Origin of the sequence: Candidatus Chlorohelix sp. (genome assembly GCF_037138995.1) — a bacterium.
Classification (GTDB): domain Bacteria; phylum Chloroflexota; class Chloroflexia; order Chloroheliales; family Chloroheliaceae; genus Chlorohelix.
This window is the reverse complement of record NZ_JBAXHI010000011.1, coordinates 81092-99910: the sequence shown is the minus strand read 5'-3', so window position 1 is coordinate 99910 and position 18819 is coordinate 81092. Positions and strand designations below refer to the sequence as shown.

The window sequence follows — 18819 nt, the reverse complement described above, 5'->3', positions numbered from 1 at the left end:
TATAAAAAATCACAGGTTATTTTTGTAATACTTTGTTAAGCTTTTACCGCTTACTAAATATCCGGCATGTTGTACAATTATCGTATAAATTTGGCTATTAAAAAGCAAATAAGCTGGAGATATATAGATGGCGCTAACAAAGGATACAATCGGGAGCAGTCCCGCTCTTTACAATTTCGAGAATAAAACACATAAATGGGCGATTTTTGGAGCGGGCGCGTTTGCTGCTGCTGCAATGACCCTAACGATGCTTTTTTTGCAGATTATAGGGGTAATTCCTCGCACCCTTGCTAATATCCTCTCGGATAAACTTGCTGCCCTCTTTCCGGCGCAAATTCAGGAGTTTTTCATTCAGTCCATAGGTTCGCTGGGTAAGACTCTGCTATTTTACGGCGTATTGCTGGGACAAATTGGGGCGGGTGGTTTACTGGCAATTTTCTTGTTCTGGTTTGTGCCGAGTGTGGAGAACAGGCAGATACTCTGGCGCAATAGCTTCATTCTAAGCGTCAGTGTTTGGGTGATTACTGCACTTATCGGGTTGCCGTTGATGGGCGTAGGTTTTGCTGGCGCAGATTTAGGGCAAGACCAAACTATTACTTTGATTAGCTCATTCCTGCTATTTCAACTTTACGGCTTGGCTTTAGGTTATTTTATCCTCAAGCTTGTGCCTGAACCTTCTGAAGTTGCTCCTGTCCTTAGCGAAAGGGACGAGAGCGAGGTAGTAATAGGAAATGTGCCGAGTCGCCGCCGTTTTGTGCTAGGCTTGACCGCGTTCTTCGTGGTTGCACTTGCCGCTGGAATTGGAGTTGGGGCGTTCAAGGTCAAAAACCCGGGCTACTGGTTTAATCTAGGCGATGGCTATGAAGGTGACAAGCGCAAGGGAGAAATCACTCCGGTTGATACTTTCTATGGTGTCAGCAAAAATGTGATTGACCCGAATGTAAGTGATGCTGATTGGAAACTTGAAATAAACGGCATGGTAGATAAGCCTATTACTTTTGATTACGCTTCTATAAAAAATTTATCCGCAGTAACCCGCGCTCATACCCTGACCTGCATCAGCAATTCGGTGGGTGGGCAACTAATTGGGAACGGCGAATGGAAAGGTGCTTCGTTAAAGGATATTCTAGCGCAAGCAGGGGTAAAACCGGGTGTGAAAAATTTGGTATTTACCTGTGCGGACGGCTATACCGATAGTATAACTCTTGCTAAAGCGCAAGACCCTAACACTCTATTGGTGTGGGAGATGAATGGCGCACCTTTGCCCCAAGCGCATGGTTTTCCGGTACGCGCCCTGATACCAGACATCTACGGTATGAAAAATGCTAAATGGATTCGCTCAATAACTCTGATTGATACCGAATACGAAGGCTATTGGCAAAGGCAGGGTTGGGATAACCTCGCGGTAATAAAAACCGAATCCGCCATTACTTTCCCCCAATCTAATGACGATTTACGCAGTGGCGAACCTGTCACGGTACGAGGTTTTGCTTTTGCCGGAGAGCGTGGCATCAAAAAAGTGGAAATAAGTAACGATGGAGGGAATACATGGCAAGAGGCGCGGCTTAAAGAAGCTATAAATCAGAATAGCTGGCAACTTTGGCAATTTGCGTGGACTCCGGTTGGCGCAGGCAAGCCTGTGACCCTAACAGTGCGTGCTACTGATGGTACGGGTACACCGCAGCTTAAAGATAATGCTGCGCCTTTCCCCAGCGGATCCAGCGGCTATCATAGCGTAAACGTGCATATTGCTTAACCGATGTGGCTCAGGCGATTGAGAAATTGCTTGAGCCTCTACTCAATTTTGTCGCATTTAGCCAAATTATGGAATGCACATAGCAATTGAATATTAGCGGCAGTCAAAGAAGTCTCGCCTTTTGAAAAGGGAAGGATATGAGCAAAGTGCAAATTATCAGTATTATGCTTACCTGTAGCCTACTTGTTATCGTATGGTCGAAGTAATCCAGCGTGTAAGCAAGCTCCAAAACCCTGATAAAGTGCAAGTAAATGGCTGAGGTCTGGAGACAACTTACCCCTGCTATGGCGGTTTATGGGGCAGGTCGTGAATTGGCTTTGAGCGAGAGCCTTTTACAGAATGTGCAACATCCGGCGCTATGGTGGTATAGCGCACATGTTCCGGCGTTAATTTTGGGTACGGCACAAAAGCCTGCAATTCTTGATAATACGGCTTGTTCTGAGCAAAATCTGGAAATCTATAAACGTGCTTCTGGTGGGGCGTTGGTTCTGGCAGAACCGTCATTTCTGAGTCTAGATGTTGCGCTCCCCCCAGAGCATCCGCTTGCTCCAACTGATGTGGTGGAAACCTATCACTGGTTGGGCGAGGTGTGGCTTGAAAGCCTCTCTAAATTGGGTTTGGTGGGGGCGCGACTCGCTAAAGTTACAGAAGTACGTGAGCAAAGAACCGCCCGCGATAGCGAAATTGAACAGGAACGCGAGGATTATCGTCTTGCCAACCTGATTTGCTTCGGCACGCTTTCCCCTTACGAAGTGGTTAGCGAGGAAGGCTTGAAACTGGTCGGCTTGTCCCAAATAAGGCGGCGCGTTGGTACGCTTTTACAATGCGGGTTGCCTCTACAAAAACAGTCTGGCAGGTTGGTGGAGTCACTTGCGTTGGAGACATCTGAAAAAACTCGGTTGGCGCAGTTGCTCGACACTCGTATGACCGCTCTTGAGTTTGATGTTGACGAGCGTAAGTTTAAACCGGAGGAGATACTTTCAGCTTTTGAGGAGACTCTAGCGCAAAAGCACAATATAATCCTTACCGAATCAGTCTGGACTGAAGCAGAATTGGCACAAGCGCACGAATTGGAAACGGGCAAATATCAACGCCTTATGTAGAGAGTGTCCATCTGGTATAATTCACTCATCAAATTTTGGCTTCATCTGAATATTAACAAGGGTTCCTATTGAAAATTTTACTGAATTTACTTTGGCGGTTGTTGGTTTTGAATTGTGGTTTGTTCATTTTTGCAGTGGGGATTTCATGTTCGGTAGCTTCCAATTTAGGATTACCCGCATGGGACGTGCTGCATCAGGGTATCAGCTTTCATACTCCGCTAACTCTTGGGCAGGTCATACAGGTATCTGGGGTGGTGATTCTTCTTATAGCCTTTTGGCTGGGAGCAAAGCCCGGTATCGGCTCATTCTTCAACATTTTTTTCATTGGGTTCTGGATAGATATAATCCTGAAAAGCGAAATATTGTCCACTTTCAGCGCACTTGGCTTGTGGGCGCAAGGTTTGTTAGTATTGGCGTGTCTTTTGTTGGCTGGTCTAGGCGCTGGCTTATATACTCGCCCTGCTTTGGGAATTGGTCCGCGGGATAGCCTGATGGTGGCGCTGGTTCGTAAAACTGGCTACAGGGTAGCCTTGATTAGAACAATAATGGAAATCTCGGCTATTTTGGCAGGTTGGCTATTGGGGGGTGTGGTCGGAATCGGCACTTTGGTAATTGCCTTCGGAATTGGACCGGCGGTTGAGTTGAGTTACCATCTCTTTGGGGTGCAGGTACATCACGTTCGAAAAATCTCACCAATCGTAGAGAATATTTGAGGTTGTAGTCCTAATAAATACGGTTAAGCTTTAAAGCTCATATATCTAGCATCGGATTCTTGTATGTTGCGCTGGCGTTGGTTGGTTTTCTACTACCGTGTCGCTCTAAGAAACGCAGAATACTACAAAATTGGCAAGAAAAAACCATCGCCTTTTTGATTCAGGGCGATGGTATCGGTTTATAAAACTATTTTACTGCTTGGAATAGAATATTATCCCACGCATCGTCAAACCTTATATTCTTGAAACCTATTTCGCTCATTATTTTTTGATAAGTGTTGTGATGCTTGAATACCATCTGAACGAAATCAGTACCAACCGAACTCAAGTAGTGAGTTAGATAATCGTAATTAGGGCTATGGTCGTCGCTAATGTTCATATCGAGTAGCAGGAAACGTCCACCCGGTTCTAGCGTATCATAGGCTTTCTGGCACAGCATTTGGCTGAATTCTTCACCAAAAGGATAGAGAATCCGACTTATCAATACTGCATCGCACTTGGGGAGTGGTTCGCGGTACATATCAATTGCTACCGGAGTAATCCGATCTGAAAACCCTTTTTCTGCCACATTTTCTTTGACCAAATCAATTGCGCTCGGCAGGTTTATAAGGGTTACGGTGAGATTGGGATTTGCTCGGCAAAGCGCCATAGCAATATCGCCGATACCGCCACCCATATCTACCAGATGCGTTACTCCCGCTAAGTCACCCCGCTCCACTAATAGCTTGGTAGGATAGAAAGTATTGCTGCGATGCAGGGTTTCATAGAAATCACTGTCATCTCTAGTGCGAGGCGGATAAGGTGTGAAGCTGGTAAAATTACGCTCTCCTCGTACTACATCCGCCATATTCAGATAATACGGCTCAATCATTTTGCCGAGATAATCCATAAATGGCACAAATGTCAGGTTCCGGTGCTGTTCTGGAGCAGTGAAGAACTGTACAGAGAAGGGAGTTAATCCCCATTTTCCATCTTTTTGTTCAATTAACCCGATTTGATCCAGAGCCATTAGAAATTTGTTCAAGCGAATCGGCAATGACTTAGTAGCTTTTGCTAGGTCTTCAATACACATTGGTTCGTTTGAAAGGGTATCAAATAAATTGAGGTCTAAAGCACCTTTGAGACAAAAAAAGTCCACAGTGCTTTTGAAGACCATATCATAAACCTTTTGGTTAGCGTCAAAAAGAGATGATTCATCCATATAAGTTTAGCTCCTCACTACCAAAACACACCAAAATAGGGGTGTTAAAGACTGCAATATTTCCTTTGTTATGTTCTTAAGGCAATATATTATCATTCCAAAATCTTATTAAGTGTAGTTTACGCAACACCAAGTCTGTACTACTTGGTTCAATTCTACTAATTTACCAGAATAAAATAAATATAAGTAGCATTATAGGTAGCGGCGGAAGCTATTTTGCGTAAGGCTGTATAATGATATTCTATTTAATAATTGCTAAGGTGAAATATCATGAGTCTGGATAAATTTGATGAAAACTTGCCAAGCGAATGGCATTCCGTATCTGATGAGTTAGTGATTGAAGCCGAATCGGTTACAAGTTTTCGCTCACATCAGACGGTGAGAATCGGCAGACGGATTCTGGGCGTTTTATTCAGGATTGTGATAGCCGGAGTGGTAGCTTATATTCTTCTGCTCTTGCCCGACTCAATTTCGTTACCATTCTATAGCTGGAAAAACCCATTGGTTGTTTTCGTTACCATTGTTTTTATTGGTAAGACGTTGCTGGATACCTTTTACTACGACCATTATCCCTCTTAGCTGATTTTGCCCGGAAGTTTGGGATGTGCTATTCTATCGTTTAAGTTCAAGAGAGCAGAGTATTGTATTGACAGAAATTGCAGCAGTAAAACATCGGGATATAGCAAGGCGTTTTACTTCTTTCTGGGGTGGGGCGCTTGGGTTTGTGACAGGGGCGGCGCTGGCAGCCTTGCTTTTTCGCCGTTTAGGATTATGGCCCCATAGCGATGTGAGAATCCGGTCAGTAAGATGAGATGGAAACGCTTATTTAAGGCTTACGTACACGGTTTCCTAGCGGGATTTCCACTGGGCGCAGCCTATCTTTGCTATGTGTACTGGCGTGCCGGGCTTTTCCCAGCTAACCGGGCGCAACTAAAATTTTACAAGCGGGTTCGAGGGCTTGAGGATTAAACCGCACCCGCACTTTTTAGAGGAGAATTGGCTAATGTTTAAGGTACTGGTAAGCGACCCTATCGCCAAGGAAGGTATTACCCGACTTCAGGCGGAAGCGGGGAATATTCAGGTGGATGTAAAAACTGGATTGCCCAAGGAAGAACTGTTGAAAATCATCTCACAGTATGACGGTTTGGTGGTGAGAAGTGAAACCAAAGTGACCGCCGAAGTTTTAAAAGCTGCTACTCGTTTGAAAGTTGTAGCGCGTGCCGGAGTGGGCATAGATAATGTAAATGTAGAAATAGCTACCGAACGGGGCGTGATTGTAGTTAATACGCCAAGTGGCAATACAATTGCTGCGGCTGAGTTAGCTTTCGCTCTGATGCTGGCAATTTCCCGCAAACTGGCGTTGGCAAATAACACCCTAAAAGGTGGAAAATGGGAACGCAAACAATTTGTTGGCGTGGAATTGATGGGAAAAACGCTTGGTATCGTTGGGTTAGGGAGAATCGGCACAGAAATTGCGCGGCGTGCTATCGCTTTTGGCATGAAGCCTCTTAGTTTTGACCCCTTTGTTTTGCCCGCCTATGCCGAAAAACTCGGTATAGAGATGGTTTCGCTGGAGGAAATATATAGCCGCTCAGACTACATAACGGTACATACCCCGCTAACCCCTGAAACCCATCATATGATTGGTACAGAAGCCTTTGCGAAAATGAAAGATGGCGTTCGTATAATTAATGCGGCACGCGGCGGCATCATTGATGAGGATGCTTTGTATGAGGCTTTGACAAGCGGCAAAGTAGCGGCAGCAGGTCTGGATGTGTTCGAGCAAGAGCCGCCCCCAGCGGACTATAAGTTGTCACGCCTTGATAATGTGATAGTTACGCCACACCTGGGCGCGAGTAGCGAAGAAGCCCAAATCAAAGTAGCGGTAGATGCGGCAGAGTCGGTGATAGCCGCTCTTAATGGAGAGTTGGTGCCGAATGCGGTAAATTTGCCCGGAATGAGTAAGGAAACTCTCTCGGAATTGCGCCCTTATATGCTTTTGGCAGAGAAATTGGGCAGACTTGCCACCGCGCTTTCAGATGGAATATTGCGTAAACTGGAAATTACGGTGCATGGGGAGAAAAGCCCAAATAATGCACGGTTACTCACGGCGGCTACTTTAATGGGCTTGTTAAAAGATGAAAAAAGCGATGAGCCTCTCAATCTGGTAAATGCCGGTTATGTAGCAGAACGGCGGGGATTGGAGATTCTAGACAGTTGCACCGAGCTTGAAGGGCAGTATAGCGGGCGAACTATTAGCCTTAAAGTGCAAAGTGATGGTAACGGTATCGCTAACAATTTTGAGGGGGCAGTGATAAACGGAGAACCGCGCATTGTGCGTATAAACGGCTTTCCATTAGAGGTTGCGCCACTTGGCTATTTGTTGGTGAGCCGTCACAACGACCGTCCCGGTATTATCGGCAAAGTTGGCACACTGCTGGGAGAGTATAATATTAATATCGCCTCTATGGATGTGGGGCGGCGTTCTCGTTCCGGTGAAGCCGTTATGATTTTGAGTATAGATGACCTTGTTCCGGCAGAGGTAGTTGAATCTCTCAGCAAAGTGGATGGAATGCAAAACCTACGCTTTGTAGATTTGGGATAAAAGTAAACCAGAGAAGCCCTCCTTTCAAGGGAGGGTTTTTTTATTGAAACAATCAATTGCTATAAGGTGTCAAATAAAACAGTAACGGAAGAACTGATTTTGAACCGAAAGGGAGGTAGTATGCAACGGGTAGTAGTTCCAATATTATTACTCTTTCTGGTAGCCGAAATCTCCGGTGCAGTTGCAATCGTGATGTATGCACCGGGCGGCTTCAGAGGGCTAATTACCCTTGATATTGGTGACGAAAGACGGCTGATTTTACCGGATGAAACCTTTAACGTTAACTCCGGCGCTACGCTGGACATTCAGAGTGGCAATGGCGCTGTTCAAGTAACAGGAGATGCTACTGCTACTCAGGTAACAGTACATGCGACAAAAGTTACCCGTAGTCTAGGTGAAGATGCGTTTGACCTTATCTCTTATAGCGCCAAGCTTGAGGGTAATAATCTGGTAATTCGGGCTAATACCGATTCTTCCTTTACCGTTGGTCTTAGTTTTGGCGGAAATCGGGTGGATTTGGCTATTACTGCGCCCTCAAATCTGCTAAATCGAATAAAAGCGACTAATGGTGCTATAACGGTAACTAATTTCAATACCGCGAATGGGAATCAAGTTCTAGAAACCGACAATGGTCGTATCACTGTTAGGAATGTGATAGCTCAAAGGCTAGAGCTTACCAGTAGTAATGGCTCAATAAATCTGGATGGAGTAACTGCTACTCTTTCGGCTCAAACCAATAATGGCAGAATAGATGCAATCAACAGTGCTTTAGGTATTGAACAGGTTACTAGCGATAATGGGTCTATAAGCCTTTCCGGCACTCTAAACCAGAATAACAGTGGTAGTGTACAAAGTAGCAACGGTTCGGTTCGATTTAGCTTCAAAGGCACTTCCGACAAAGCCAGCTATGAAATCCGAACCGATAATGGCAGCATTAACTTTAATGTAGCGGGCTTAACTGTGCGGCGCGAGAACAATAACAAAACACTTTTTTCAAATAACAATGCGCCAAACATCAAAATTAAAACCAACAATGGCAGTGTTACTGTCGAGTAACACAAGCATAATAGCCAGAGGTTACAGACCATGAACCCGAAAATGACCATTAAATGGCTGGTGGTTGCGCTGGCAATGGAAATCGGAATCGCCGCAATCCTGTTAATAATCACGGGTCACTGGCTAACTCTGTTAAATTTCGTGTCTAATATTGCAATTCTGGGAGGATTGGGATATTGGGGCATAAAATCAGGCATTTTCAATTCAAATAATTATAACAGGACGTACCAGCGTCCTTACAGGCAACGAGGTGTACAAGGAAATACCATGCAAGTCACAATACCGGGAGTTAAGTTTAATTGGGGTGGCATGGAGCAAACCGAAGCGGTGAATTTAGAATTTGAAGTAAACAGCCAACTGAACAGTATTCAGTTAGATGTACAAGTAGGAAATGTAAAAGTTATAGGCAAGCCCGGTTTGGAAAAAATAACCGTCAATGGTTACAAACGGGTGTGGATTAAAGACCCCTTGCAAGGACGAAGCGAATTTGAAAATTTGCAAGTTAGTGGAATGCAAGAAAACGGTATTTTGCGAATATACGCTGGAACCAGAGAAAAAATAAATGTCGCGCTTGGTCAGGTAAGTAGAGTTGATTTGGAAATAACTGTCCCAGAAAATATACCGGGTGTTTATAATGTACAAAGCGGTGAACTGAGCTTACGGAATATACAAGCTGAGTTATCTGCCCGTTCAAATCTCGGCAATCTTTATGTAGAGAATTTCAGTTCAGGCAAGAACCTTAATGTAACTAGTCAGAGTGGTAGTATTACTCTACAACAAATCGCAGCAGGTCAGGTACATGCTACAACCAATCTGGGCAAAGTTGAATTGACCGGCGGCGGCGCAGAGATGCTTTACCTTGAGTCGAGCGCGGGAAATGTTAGGGCGCGTGGGGTGAATTGCGGAATATATAAAGCTCGAACAAATGCTGGAAGTGTAGAAGTGTACGACCTCAACTCCGATGGAGTAATAGAGCTACGTACCAATGTAGGGCGGGTATATGCTAATAATGTTACTGCCCCCGGTTTCCAACTTACCACCGATGCCGGTTCAGTTTTTTATCAGGGCAGCACGCCCACGATTAATAGTGAAGCGCACAGCAACCTTGGCAGCGTGCAGTTGCGGATTGCGCCCGGCTCATCTTTTGCATTGGAAGCAAGCAGTAATGTAGGCACTGTTTCGGTAGGTTTACCGATTAGCAATGTTTACATGCAAAACAAAAATAACTTCAGGGGAATAATTGGCGCGGGTGGGGCAATGATACAAGCAGGTAGCAACCTAGGAAGCGTACAAATTAGCAATTAGCCCCTCAATAACAAGTCCTTGTCTAATCTAAAGACGAGGGCTTTCTTTAATTATTATTCCAAATATTCGCCAGCACTCGTTTGACTTCTTCAAAGTCCAGCGGTTTATTCAAGAACCCGGCTATTCCCATATCTTTAATCTTTGCCCAATCCATTGAGGAGAGACTATCGGAAGACATCAATACTACCGGAGGATTTATCAGTTGTCCGGGTCGAATATTCAGGTAAGTCCTCAACCGCTCAAGGATTTTGGGTGTATCGCGATTGGTTGTCTTCCAATCTAGCAGTATTAAATCGGGACGCTGTTTTGCTATGGTTTCTACTGCTTCAGCCCCGTTGCGTGCAATGTTAACGCGCCAGCCCGACTCGTTTAAAGAGACTTTTAGCAGTGAAAGTAAATCTCGATTATCGCCGATAAGCAATATCGAAGAACGTTTCAATTCAAAGTCTAAAGCAACCGAAGGAGGAAGTTTATAGGGTGTATGATCCTCTCCGAATTCGGCTAAAGGTGTTGCCATTTCTCGAAAAGGTAGGCTGAAAAATATAGAGAAATTTTTGTCAGCGCTGCTAACCCAAATTTTGCCACCATGTTCTTCGATTGCATTCCGAATGATGGCAAAATTGCCGGTGTATTTGTTGGTGGGTTGGTAAAAATAAAAGGCTTCCTGAAGGTTTCGCTGTTGCTCCTTTGACAGCCTGAGAGTGGGATTGCAAATTTCCACCACTAACCCCTCGTCAACAAGCGACAGATTTAAGGCTAACTCATATTTTTCGGGTGAGTAAGATGCGCTTATTTCAATTAACCGGAGCAAAGCGTTTTCAAGGCAAACTCTATCGCCTCTTATTATAGCCCCGTTCAAGCCTCTAACCTTGATGCGCCCTCGTGGGTTAATTACCGTTGCTTGCCTAGAAACATCGCGTAGCATCTCTCCCAGATCTAATTGCCCAACTTTGAGTCTCATCTGGTTATCCCAACTTTTGGCTATATTTATATATAGCAATTCGGAACTTTCCATCCAAATAGAATTGGAATTCATTTAAAAGGATTCTACCTTATAGAAAATAAATTTTCAAGACTTTTCTTGATAAATTTCCCCATTAGTTTATTTTTCTCAAATCGTCCCAAAAACCCGGGTAAGATACATCGGCGCATCGGTAATCAGCTATTTCTAGCTCCTCTCCTTCCGGGAGTAAAAGTCCGGCAATTGCCAGCGACATCGCCATCCGGTGGTCTCCATAACTCTGTACGGTTGCGCCTCGCAACTTTGCCCCCGCTTTAATGGTCATACCATCCGGGTGGGCTTCAAGATTAGCTCCTAACTGTGCCAGTTCGCTGCAAATAGTAGCAATTCGGTCGGTCTCTTTTACTCTAAGCTCTGCGGCATCGCTGATACGGGTATTGCTACGCGCTAGAATTGCAGCGACTGCCAGCGCCGGAATCTCATCAACTAAGCGGGGAATCAGGTTGCCGCTTACATTGGTGCCGCGCAGTTCCGCCGATATGACTCGGATGTCGGCTACTGGTTCTCCGGCAACTTCTCGCTCATTAAGTAGGGTAATGTTTGCGCCCATCTCATCCAACGCATCAAGGATACCGGTTCGAGTAGGATTGACCCCAACATTTCTAAGAGTCAGGTCGGCATCGGGGTGAACGCTTGCCGCTACCAGCCAAAAAGCTGCGCTGCTGATGTCACCGGGAACGCTTACATTTTGCGCGGTTAATTCGGCGGCAGGACTTTTCATTACCAATTCTCCTGTACTTACCTGTAAGGGCGCACCCATCGCTTTGAGCATCCGTTCGGTATGGTCACGACTGTCAATTAACCCGCTCAGATGGGTTTCTCCCTCGGCATATAACGCCGCCAGCAAAATCGCGCTTTTAAGCTGAGCGCTGGCTACCGGCAAACTATAATTTATACCCTTAAGAGTTGTTCCTTTTATACTGAGCGGAGCAAGGGTATCACCTTTGCGCCCCCAGATTTGCGCTCCCATTTGCTTCAATGGGTTTATCACTCGCGCCATCGGGCGACTACGCAAGGAACTATCTCCAGTTATCACGCTGTAGAAGCTTTGCCCCGCTAGTAAGCCAGTAAGTAGGCGCGTGGTTGTACCACTGTTCCCTGCGTTAAGCGCTTCGGCACTCTCGCTCAAACCCCTGATGCCTTTGCCTTTAACTCGGACGGTGCGGGCTGTTTCGTCTAGCTCTATTTCAACACCCATTGCACGCATACATTCGATGCTGCTCAGGCAATCCTCACCGGGCAGGAAGTTGGTGATAAAAGCTTCGCCACTTGCTACAGCATTAAAAATTACCGAACGGTGGCTGATGGATTTGTCCCCCGGTACGGTTAGCTCTCCTCGCAACCGCGCAGCCCCTCTTATTTTTATTCTATGTTGGTCAATTGGTTCCAGTACCGCTTGATTCCGGCTCATAGGTTCTCCTCAATTAATATGTCGCGTAAAAGGTTTATACCCAATTCAATCAGAGCAGGGCTATTGTGCGCTAAACCGAAAATAATACTATCTAAGGGTGGCAAGTATCTATAAAATTCACTACGTTTCTGCCAGCCTTCCTCCAAATTACCACTATAATACTGTTCAACTCCTTCCGGTATATCTAGCGCCGGGTCGCCAATGCAGCAATCTCCGAAGTCAATAATGCCGCTAACTATTTTATTCTTTAGATCTAGAAGTATATGTTCAGGGTTTATATCCGCGTGTATCAGCTTTGGCTCAAAGGAAAAACCGGGTTCATATTGCAGGTAACTCTCGAAAAGCCGTCTTAATTTTTCGCGCTCATGTTGTGCCAATAACCCATAAACCTGATTTTGCGCCAAATGATAAAAAGCCAGCACATTTTCGCGCCAATTATAAGGCTTAGTCGGTTGCGATACCAGCGCCATATCTCGAACGCCCAATTCTCGCGCTCTTTCAATCGGAAAACGATGCAACGCGCTTAAAAAGTGACCTAGCGATTGTTTCCACCATTCTTCTTTTTCGGTTCCAACCGGGCAATCTTCCAGTGGCGTTCCTATCAACTTGCGATAACCGACAAAGACAAAAGGGAAATACCTTCCACCGCTTTTTGCCATGAATTCAAATTGTGGTATCGGCAAAGGCAAGCGTAGCACTAGTTCCGGTAATAAGGCTATTTCTTTGAGTAGTTCGAGTTCAACCTCTTGGCGTTTGGGAAAGCGGAAAATAAACTGTCCGTTTATCTGACAGGCGACGCTATCCCAACCTTCTGAAAGGTATGCAACCCGCTTGATTTCAAACTCCGGGAATTGTTCTTTAATCGCGGCACGATATTTTCTAAGTCTATAATCCGACATTTATTTGACGTTACCGGCTTCTAATCTTCCCAGCCTAGCCACTGGGTTTTATTCTCGAATTGATTAGGGGTACGCTCGGTATTTGGCATAGCCGGATAGCCTAAATAAACAAAGGCTACAATATGTTCTTCCGGTTCTAAACCCAGAAAAGCCTTAATCGCCGGGTCGTATGCAGGTTCACCTGTTCGCCAGATAGCGACAAGTCCGATTTCTTGCGCTGCCAACAGCATATTTTGTACAGCTGCTGCTACTGCCTCCACGTTTTCAATATCAACAACTTTTGGAGAAGATGGCTTTAGTGACGCAGCTATAATCACTACCGGGGCGCGAAATAGCTTGTTGCCTTCTTTTTCAAGCAGGGCTTGCGCTTTATCGTCAGTAGTATTTTCTAGCTTTGTCGTAAGCGATTCGACCATGATTTTGCTCAGTTCTGCCCGTGCAACCCCCGCAATTACAAAATAACGCCACGGTTCCACCATATGATGATTTGGAGCTTGGCAAGCGGCATCCAACAGGATTTCTATTTGCTCGCGGGTAGGTTTCTTCTCAGTAACCTTGCCCACGCTTCTTCTCACTTTGATAGTTTCCAGTACATTCATCTATAACCTCTCTATTGTTTATTTCAGGGCTTCAGGATTTCATGATACATCTATTATAAATCAGGTGAGGATTTCTCGCTTTTCAAATTATGAACATTAGGCAATAAAAATCGCCCACACCGTGATAGTAAACTGAGGTGCAAGGCGATTAAGCGAATATTTTAAGAATCAGCGTTAAGAGTTACTCGAAGAACCTCTGTCGTTGTTATTCTCGCGCTGTTTGCGAAGCTGTCGCTCCAATTCCTGTATCAGGATGTCTGCGCTTGGCAACTCCCCTTCTTCTTCATGACTACCTTCACCCCAACCTTCTGCCTCATCGTCTCCTTCATCCTCATCCGACATATGCCGAAAACCCCTGTCGTAATTTTCTTCCAATGCTTGTACAAAGGTAGCAATGTCGGTTTGTCGGGCTATTGCTTCGGCGACTTGCGTTTCAAACCGCTGGGAAAGCGAGTGCAACTCACTCAAATCCATATTAAAGTTGTATATTCGGTTTAGGGATGTTAGCAACCGCTCTGCTACTTTCCAATTAGGGCTAACCGATAGGTAACTCGGAGATACGCCCCAGATAGAGGAATAGGGTATATTTTCAGCTTGGAAGCGTGTGAGCAGCGTTCCAACCATTCCAGTTGGACCTTCATAGCGAGAGCGAGTTACACCTAATTGCTCAAGTAGAACTTGATGCTCTGGAATGACGCTCCAGCCACTGAGCGGCACAGGGCGGGTATGGGGTACTGTTGCGACCATCGCTCCTAGCAATAGCACTTCGGTGACGTTGCACCGCTGACATATCTCAATAAATATATCGGTGAAAGTTCGCCATTTCAGATCGGGTTCTATTCCTGTCACCGTAATAAGGGAACGATTTAAGCCCGGCACGTATTTAGCAGCCGAAAATTCGATATTGGGCCAGGTTAGCTGGCGCAAACCTTCATTGGTAAGGCTAATTTCAGGACGGGTATCGGAGAACACATAAAATTCTTCAGGGTCAATCGAAGCAAAAGCTTCTACCTGTGATTTTTCGGAAAGTAGGCGAATTGTAGTTGTAGCGCCGGCAGCTGCATCGTTCCAGCCAGAGAATGCGCCAACAAGCAGAGTGTTCTCAAGCTCGGGCCAATTCTCGCCGATAGTCTGGATAAAACCCATAAAGTTTTGCTCCCAAAAATAAAATTGCGGGCCTTATCGCAGGCCCGCCTCAGCTGCTTGGCGCAGACCTGATTCTATTTAGCCGGACTGTTTGGTCCGCCTAAAGCTCCAGCGAATCCCAGAACAGTTCCAAAGAAAATCCCGGCTAAACCAATAGGTCCTGAATTGCGGAAACCTTCCGCTGCCAGAACACCTATTGCTATAGTTATCAACATCCAGCCAAATGCGCCGGGCCACCAGCGCCCCTTCTTGATAATAATATAAGGAACAACCGCCAGTATTATTGTGGGTATCATGGCCCACCAGCCAATGCCCATATTTGTCCTCCTGCAAAATATTTGCTAGACACTATCCTAGCCCGTGCCATTGCTTGTTAGCTTAACGGGCTAGTATTATTTTTATTTGCCGGTACAGTTTTATATGACAGTGGCAAGTGATACATTACTCATTATAGAGCATAGCTACGCCTATGTAAATTCCTTTTGCGTGAATTTTAAGAGAGAAAGTCTCATCCTGCTAAAGCTACGCCAATAAGCTTGCCAACACCAAACGTTACCCCTGCTGCCAATAAACCGAAAAGCACTTGTCGGAAACCGGAATACAAGGTGTTGCGTCCGGTTAGCAGCGTTATACCTGCTCCTATCAAGAACAGGGCTACTGCGCTCAACGCTCCGCTTATTGTCGCGCCCATCAACCCGGAAACAAAGAAGTAGGGTAACACCGGAATTATTGCGCCTACCGCGAATAATAAAAATGATGTTCCTGCCGCTACCCAAGCGGAACCGCCTAGTTCGTCAGGGTCTATACCCAGTTCTTCGCGGGAGAGTGTATCCAGCGCGGTACTAGTATCGCCGATCAATTTTTGAGCCAGCGCTTGTGCTTCCTCTTTTGGTAATCCTTTAGACTGATAGATTAATGCTAGTTCTTCGGTTTCGACCTCAGGAGCTTCTGCCAACTCCTGTTTTTCAATGCTGATTTGTTTTTGGTACAATTCACGGGCGCTTTGTACGGATAACCATTCCCCCAATGCCATAGAGCATGCGCCTGCCAGTAACCCGGCAATTCCGGTAATGAGAATGGTATGTCCTGCCAAGTCCGCGCCAGCCACGCCCATAACAAGGCTAAGATTTGATACTAACCCATCATTTGAGCCTAATACTGCCGCTCTCAGCGCGTTACCACCAGAGCCTCGATGTCGCCCTTCCAGTTGGGCTACTTGGCTGCCCACCATTCCTTCGGTAGATGCGCCGGTTATGGTGCGTAACAACAAAGCATGTGTCTGTTCGTCGCGCGGAAGATTGGCTGCTTGCGCTTCGGGCTGTTTATCATATGCGTGACTGTCCACCTGTTCTCGATTGGCAATGGTCGGAAGAACAAATTGAGTGCCGAATTTCTGCGCCAGCCAGATAAGCGCTCGCGTTCTCCAACCGGGGTTATGGGCGGGAAACGTAGCGCTGAATTCTTTGAATTTGCTTTCCCATAATTTGGCATGCACCTCTTCTACGTCAGCCATACGTTTGTAAACTTCTTTTAGCTGAGGTTGTTTTTCGATGTCAGAGATGGCGCGATATAACGCCACATTATCCATCTCGGATTGCCAGTTTTCACGATATTGTTTTATTCTATTATTTGTTGCCAATGATTTATCTTTCTATTTGTTTTTAGCATACTTGCAATATTATATCGCTAATTGCGTCTTTTGGTTTTACTAAAAATCTATCTGTAATATCAAATTCGAGAGTTACCGAGTGGTGGTAAGTGAACTCAAAATAGCCTTCCGTCTCAAACCGGAAGGAGCTAACTCAACTTAGCAATTCGTTTGGAAAGCCGGATGCTGGTGGAGCGCCTTTTTCAACCCAATTTCTTAACTCGTTCCATGCAAAACTCATTTGCTCTGGGGTAAAAAAGCAATGCCCGGGACCTGATTCTGGATCGTTAGGTACAATTGGTTTATCCGGCGCTATCCAAACTACCAGTTTGCTTCCGAACTTTCTTGTCATTTCATCCAGCTTTAGCTCGTGTATGAAAGGAACAGCAGGGTCTTTGAGGTTGTGTATTGCCAGCAACTTAGCCCTGAATTTTCCGGTAGGCGTGTACCAGCGTTTAAGGTAGGCAGTAGCAACTCGCTTGCATGGTAATCGCTGCACACCATTGTTCAGGGCTTCTAGAGCTTTTATATCTTCTATAGCGGGCAAATATTCTGGCGGGTAGTTATACAATTTGTTTTCGTTGGAATAACCGTTAGCGCCAGCAGTTTCGATATAATCATCTAATCCTACGCTATTGGTGAGTAACACGGTGCTATATGATATGGGATCGGGATTAACCCCTGTTATCAGCGAAATACGTTTGATAATGTTTATCAAAGTATGGTTTGCTGGAGTTGCATTCATATTTTTTTCTGTCATGTAAAACAATGTGTTTACCGAATTAAGCACTTCGTGGCGGTCAGGTATTGTGGCAGGACACAACACATCGCCACAACTCGATAGTGCAATTGGAGCGTCTAGGGGTTTGGTGAAATAATCATAAATAATTCTGAAATCGGATAGGTATTTTATCTGTTCGTACCAACCGGACATTACTCCACAATAGGTAAGTGCGCCTGCAAATTCACGGGGGTATTTTTCCAGCAAGGCGATTGTAATGTTACCACCCATTGAACGACCGGAAAGATAGGCACGCTCCATTCCTAGCACTTCGGTGAACTTTTTTACGTATAAAGTATGTTTGGCGCCTTCTTCTACTGCATAACCAACTTTACCAAAAGTAGAATAGCCATAGGCAAAGCCTTGTTCAAAAGCGCTATTTAATACCCCTAGATCAATTTTATCAAGTCCAATCTGCTCTAGGCTAATTGGAGTACCCGGATCTATATAACCATGCACCAATAAAACCAATTCATGATTCCATTTTGGCGGAAACTTCAGTAAAAACTTCGATTTGCCGATTGTCCCGGTTAAGGTAAGTGCGCCTACCTTGTCCGATTCAATTACCGGGTCATCTATCAGAATATTGCTTTTCAGATTGCGAAGACTGCTTTTTATAGGTTGGCTGTAATTGAACTTATCAACGGCTCTTAAGAGAACATCAGGGGTTAAGGAGCTATCCAGACCAATATCAGTTTCAGGCTGTTGTGTTAGCGCAAACATATGATTATGCCTCCTGTTGAGAAGGTATGAGTATCCTCTGCCCAACATAAGACAAGCCGAGGGAAGAAAAGAGCAGGAATTAATAAATTACTACCCTGCCTTTATTTCTTATCATAATAGATGAATATAAAACAAAGGGTATATATAAGTAAAAGTTAAAGAAAAACTAAATCAGGTGTCGGCAACCAATTGCCAAGTCTGAAGCTGTCGGGGAGTAAGCTTTTCACAAGGTTACTCTTATTGTTCACATGGCGGCTATAGTTGCCTATTACATGCTTGGAAACAGCAGGGTTTGGATAGGATTGCCTATTGCTATAGGCACCTTTAGCAGATAATAGGTTGTTTCGGCATTATAAATGTCATCCAGATGATAGTGTCGTTTCCGCGGGGATGTGGTTCAATTAAAGTAACTTCATAACCCCGCTTCAAATAAAATTGCTGGTTTTCAGGAAGTGATTGGCGCACTCCCAATCTTATTTCGCGAAGACCATTACGAAATGCAATTTGTTCGAAATAGCGCATTAAAGCCAAGCCAATACCACGTTTGCGATAGGTTGGTAGAACTGAGACTCTTCCAACGTATAAATGATCGGATTTGAGAATATAGCGAGCGCAACCTACCGCTTTTGTGTCCTCATATGCAAGCAACGCTCCGCCTTGTTTCATTATCTCAACTACATTCTCAACGGTTTCTCCTGTCGCAGAAGAAGGCACTTCCAACTTGGTGTCATAAGCTTCAAAAGCTTGCAGCATTATGCTATAGACCAATGGAGCTTCTTTCACTATAGCTTCTTTAATTATTATTTCGGGCGCAGTGTTCATTTCATCCAAATATCAAGAAAATAGTGTTTG

19 protein-coding genes are annotated in these 18819 nt (G+C 45.0%); 9 read left to right on the top strand and 10 right to left on the bottom strand.

Going from position 1 to position 18819, the window contains the following annotated elements; genetic code table 11:
• Positions 1–127 precede the first annotated feature (127 nt).
• The 3 genes from WCK19_RS07590 to WCK19_RS07580 all read left to right on the top strand — a co-directional run bounded on the left by WCK19_RS07590 (position 128) and on the right by WCK19_RS07580 (position 3572).
• The gene (locus tag WCK19_RS07590) at positions 128–1756 is read left to right on the top strand and encodes a molybdopterin-dependent oxidoreductase (RefSeq protein ID WP_342396770.1); all 1629 of its coding nucleotides are present in this window, start codon (positions 128–130) and stop codon (positions 1754–1756) included.
• Positions 1757–2007: 251 nt separating this feature from the next.
• Positions 2008–2859 carry a hypothetical protein gene (locus WCK19_RS07585; protein WP_342396769.1) on the top strand — a complete coding sequence of 284 codons (852 nt, stop codon included), beginning with the start codon at positions 2008–2010 and terminating at the stop codon, positions 2857–2859.
• 68 nt (positions 2860–2927) lie between these two features.
• Positions 2928–3572: a hypothetical protein gene (locus WCK19_RS07580; protein ID WP_342396768.1), complete on the top strand. Its 645-nt coding sequence runs from the start codon at positions 2928–2930 to the stop codon at positions 3570–3572.
• Between the two features lie 187 nt (positions 3573–3759).
• Here the strand turns inward: WCK19_RS07580 and bchU are convergent, their stop codons facing one another.
• On the bottom strand, positions 3760–4773 hold the full coding sequence (bchU, locus tag WCK19_RS07575; RefSeq protein WP_342396767.1) for a bacteriochlorophyllide d C-20 methyltransferase BchU: 1014 nt from the start codon (positions 4771–4773) through the stop codon (positions 3760–3762).
• 270 nt (positions 4774–5043) lie between these two features.
• On the opposite strand from bchU, the gene WCK19_RS07570 reads away from it, so the two are divergent.
• The 6 genes from WCK19_RS07570 to WCK19_RS07545 all read left to right on the top strand — a co-directional run bounded on the left by WCK19_RS07570 (position 5044) and on the right by WCK19_RS07545 (position 9739).
• Positions 5044–5352 carry a hypothetical protein gene (locus WCK19_RS07570; RefSeq protein ID WP_342396766.1) on the top strand — a complete coding sequence of 103 codons (309 nt, stop codon included), beginning with the start codon at positions 5044–5046 and terminating at the stop codon, positions 5350–5352.
• A gap of 67 nt (positions 5353–5419) precedes the next feature.
• The gene (locus WCK19_RS07565; RefSeq protein ID WP_342396765.1) at positions 5420–5584 is read left to right on the top strand and encodes a hypothetical protein; all 165 of its coding nucleotides are present in this window, start codon (positions 5420–5422) and stop codon (positions 5582–5584) included.
• Positions 5581–5742 carry a hypothetical protein gene (locus tag WCK19_RS07560; protein WP_342396764.1) on the top strand — a complete coding sequence of 54 codons (162 nt, stop codon included), beginning with the start codon at positions 5581–5583 and terminating at the stop codon, positions 5740–5742. Before WCK19_RS07565 ends, WCK19_RS07560 begins: the two co-directional genes overlap by 4 nt.
• Positions 5743–5776: 34 nt before the next feature.
• The gene (serA, locus tag WCK19_RS07555) at positions 5777–7378 is read left to right on the top strand and encodes a phosphoglycerate dehydrogenase (protein WP_342396763.1); all 1602 of its coding nucleotides are present in this window, start codon (positions 5777–5779) and stop codon (positions 7376–7378) included.
• Between the two features lie 120 nt (positions 7379–7498).
• A complete protein-coding gene (locus WCK19_RS07550) occupies positions 7499–8434 on the top strand; it encodes a DUF4097 family beta strand repeat-containing protein (protein ID WP_342396762.1) in 936 nt (311 codons plus the stop codon).
• A 30-nt stretch (positions 8435–8464) separates the two neighbouring features.
• Entirely contained in the window at positions 8465–9739 is a 1275-nt protein-coding gene (locus WCK19_RS07545) for a DUF4097 family beta strand repeat-containing protein (RefSeq protein WP_342396761.1), read from the top strand.
• A gap of 46 nt (positions 9740–9785) precedes the next feature.
• Here WCK19_RS07545 and WCK19_RS07540 read toward each other — a convergent pair whose 3' ends face one another.
• The 9 genes from WCK19_RS07540 to WCK19_RS07500 form a co-directional block, all read right to left on the bottom strand.
• Positions 9786–10775, bottom strand: a complete 990-nt coding sequence (locus tag WCK19_RS07540) for a response regulator (RefSeq protein ID WP_342396760.1) — start codon at positions 10773–10775, stop codon at positions 9786–9788.
• A 61-nt stretch (positions 10776–10836) separates the two neighbouring features.
• A complete protein-coding gene (aroA, locus tag WCK19_RS07535; RefSeq protein ID WP_342396759.1) occupies positions 10837–12171 on the bottom strand; it encodes a 3-phosphoshikimate 1-carboxyvinyltransferase in 1335 nt (444 codons plus the stop codon).
• Positions 12168–13070, bottom strand: a complete 903-nt coding sequence (locus WCK19_RS07530; RefSeq protein ID WP_342396758.1) for a phosphotransferase — start codon at positions 13068–13070, stop codon at positions 12168–12170. Before WCK19_RS07530 ends, aroA begins: the two co-directional genes overlap by 4 nt.
• Before the next feature lie 20 nt (positions 13071–13090).
• Positions 13091–13669 (bottom strand): nitroreductase, encoded by a 579-nt coding sequence (locus tag WCK19_RS07525; RefSeq protein WP_342396757.1) that lies wholly within the window; start codon positions 13667–13669, stop codon positions 13091–13093.
• Positions 13670–13843: 174 nt separating this feature from the next.
• Complete coding sequence (locus WCK19_RS07520; RefSeq protein ID WP_342396756.1) at positions 13844–14815, bottom strand: PAC2 family protein; 972 nt, start codon at positions 14813–14815, stop codon at positions 13844–13846.
• 74 nt (positions 14816–14889) lie between these two features.
• Positions 14890–15132: a hypothetical protein gene (locus WCK19_RS07515; protein ID WP_342396755.1), complete on the bottom strand. Its 243-nt coding sequence runs from the start codon at positions 15130–15132 to the stop codon at positions 14890–14892.
• A 191-nt stretch (positions 15133–15323) separates the two neighbouring features.
• Positions 15324–16454, bottom strand: coding sequence for a VIT1/CCC1 transporter family protein (locus WCK19_RS07510; RefSeq protein ID WP_342396754.1), 1131 nt, complete (start codon positions 16452–16454; stop codon positions 15324–15326).
• Positions 16455–16617: 163 nt separating this feature from the next.
• On the bottom strand, positions 16618–17967 hold the full coding sequence (locus tag WCK19_RS07505) for a hypothetical protein (RefSeq protein ID WP_342396753.1): 1350 nt from the start codon (positions 17965–17967) through the stop codon (positions 16618–16620).
• A 324-nt stretch (positions 17968–18291) separates the two neighbouring features.
• Positions 18292–18789: a GNAT family N-acetyltransferase gene (locus tag WCK19_RS07500; RefSeq protein WP_342396752.1), complete on the bottom strand. Its 498-nt coding sequence runs from the start codon at positions 18787–18789 to the stop codon at positions 18292–18294.
• Positions 18790–18819 lie beyond the last annotated feature (30 nt).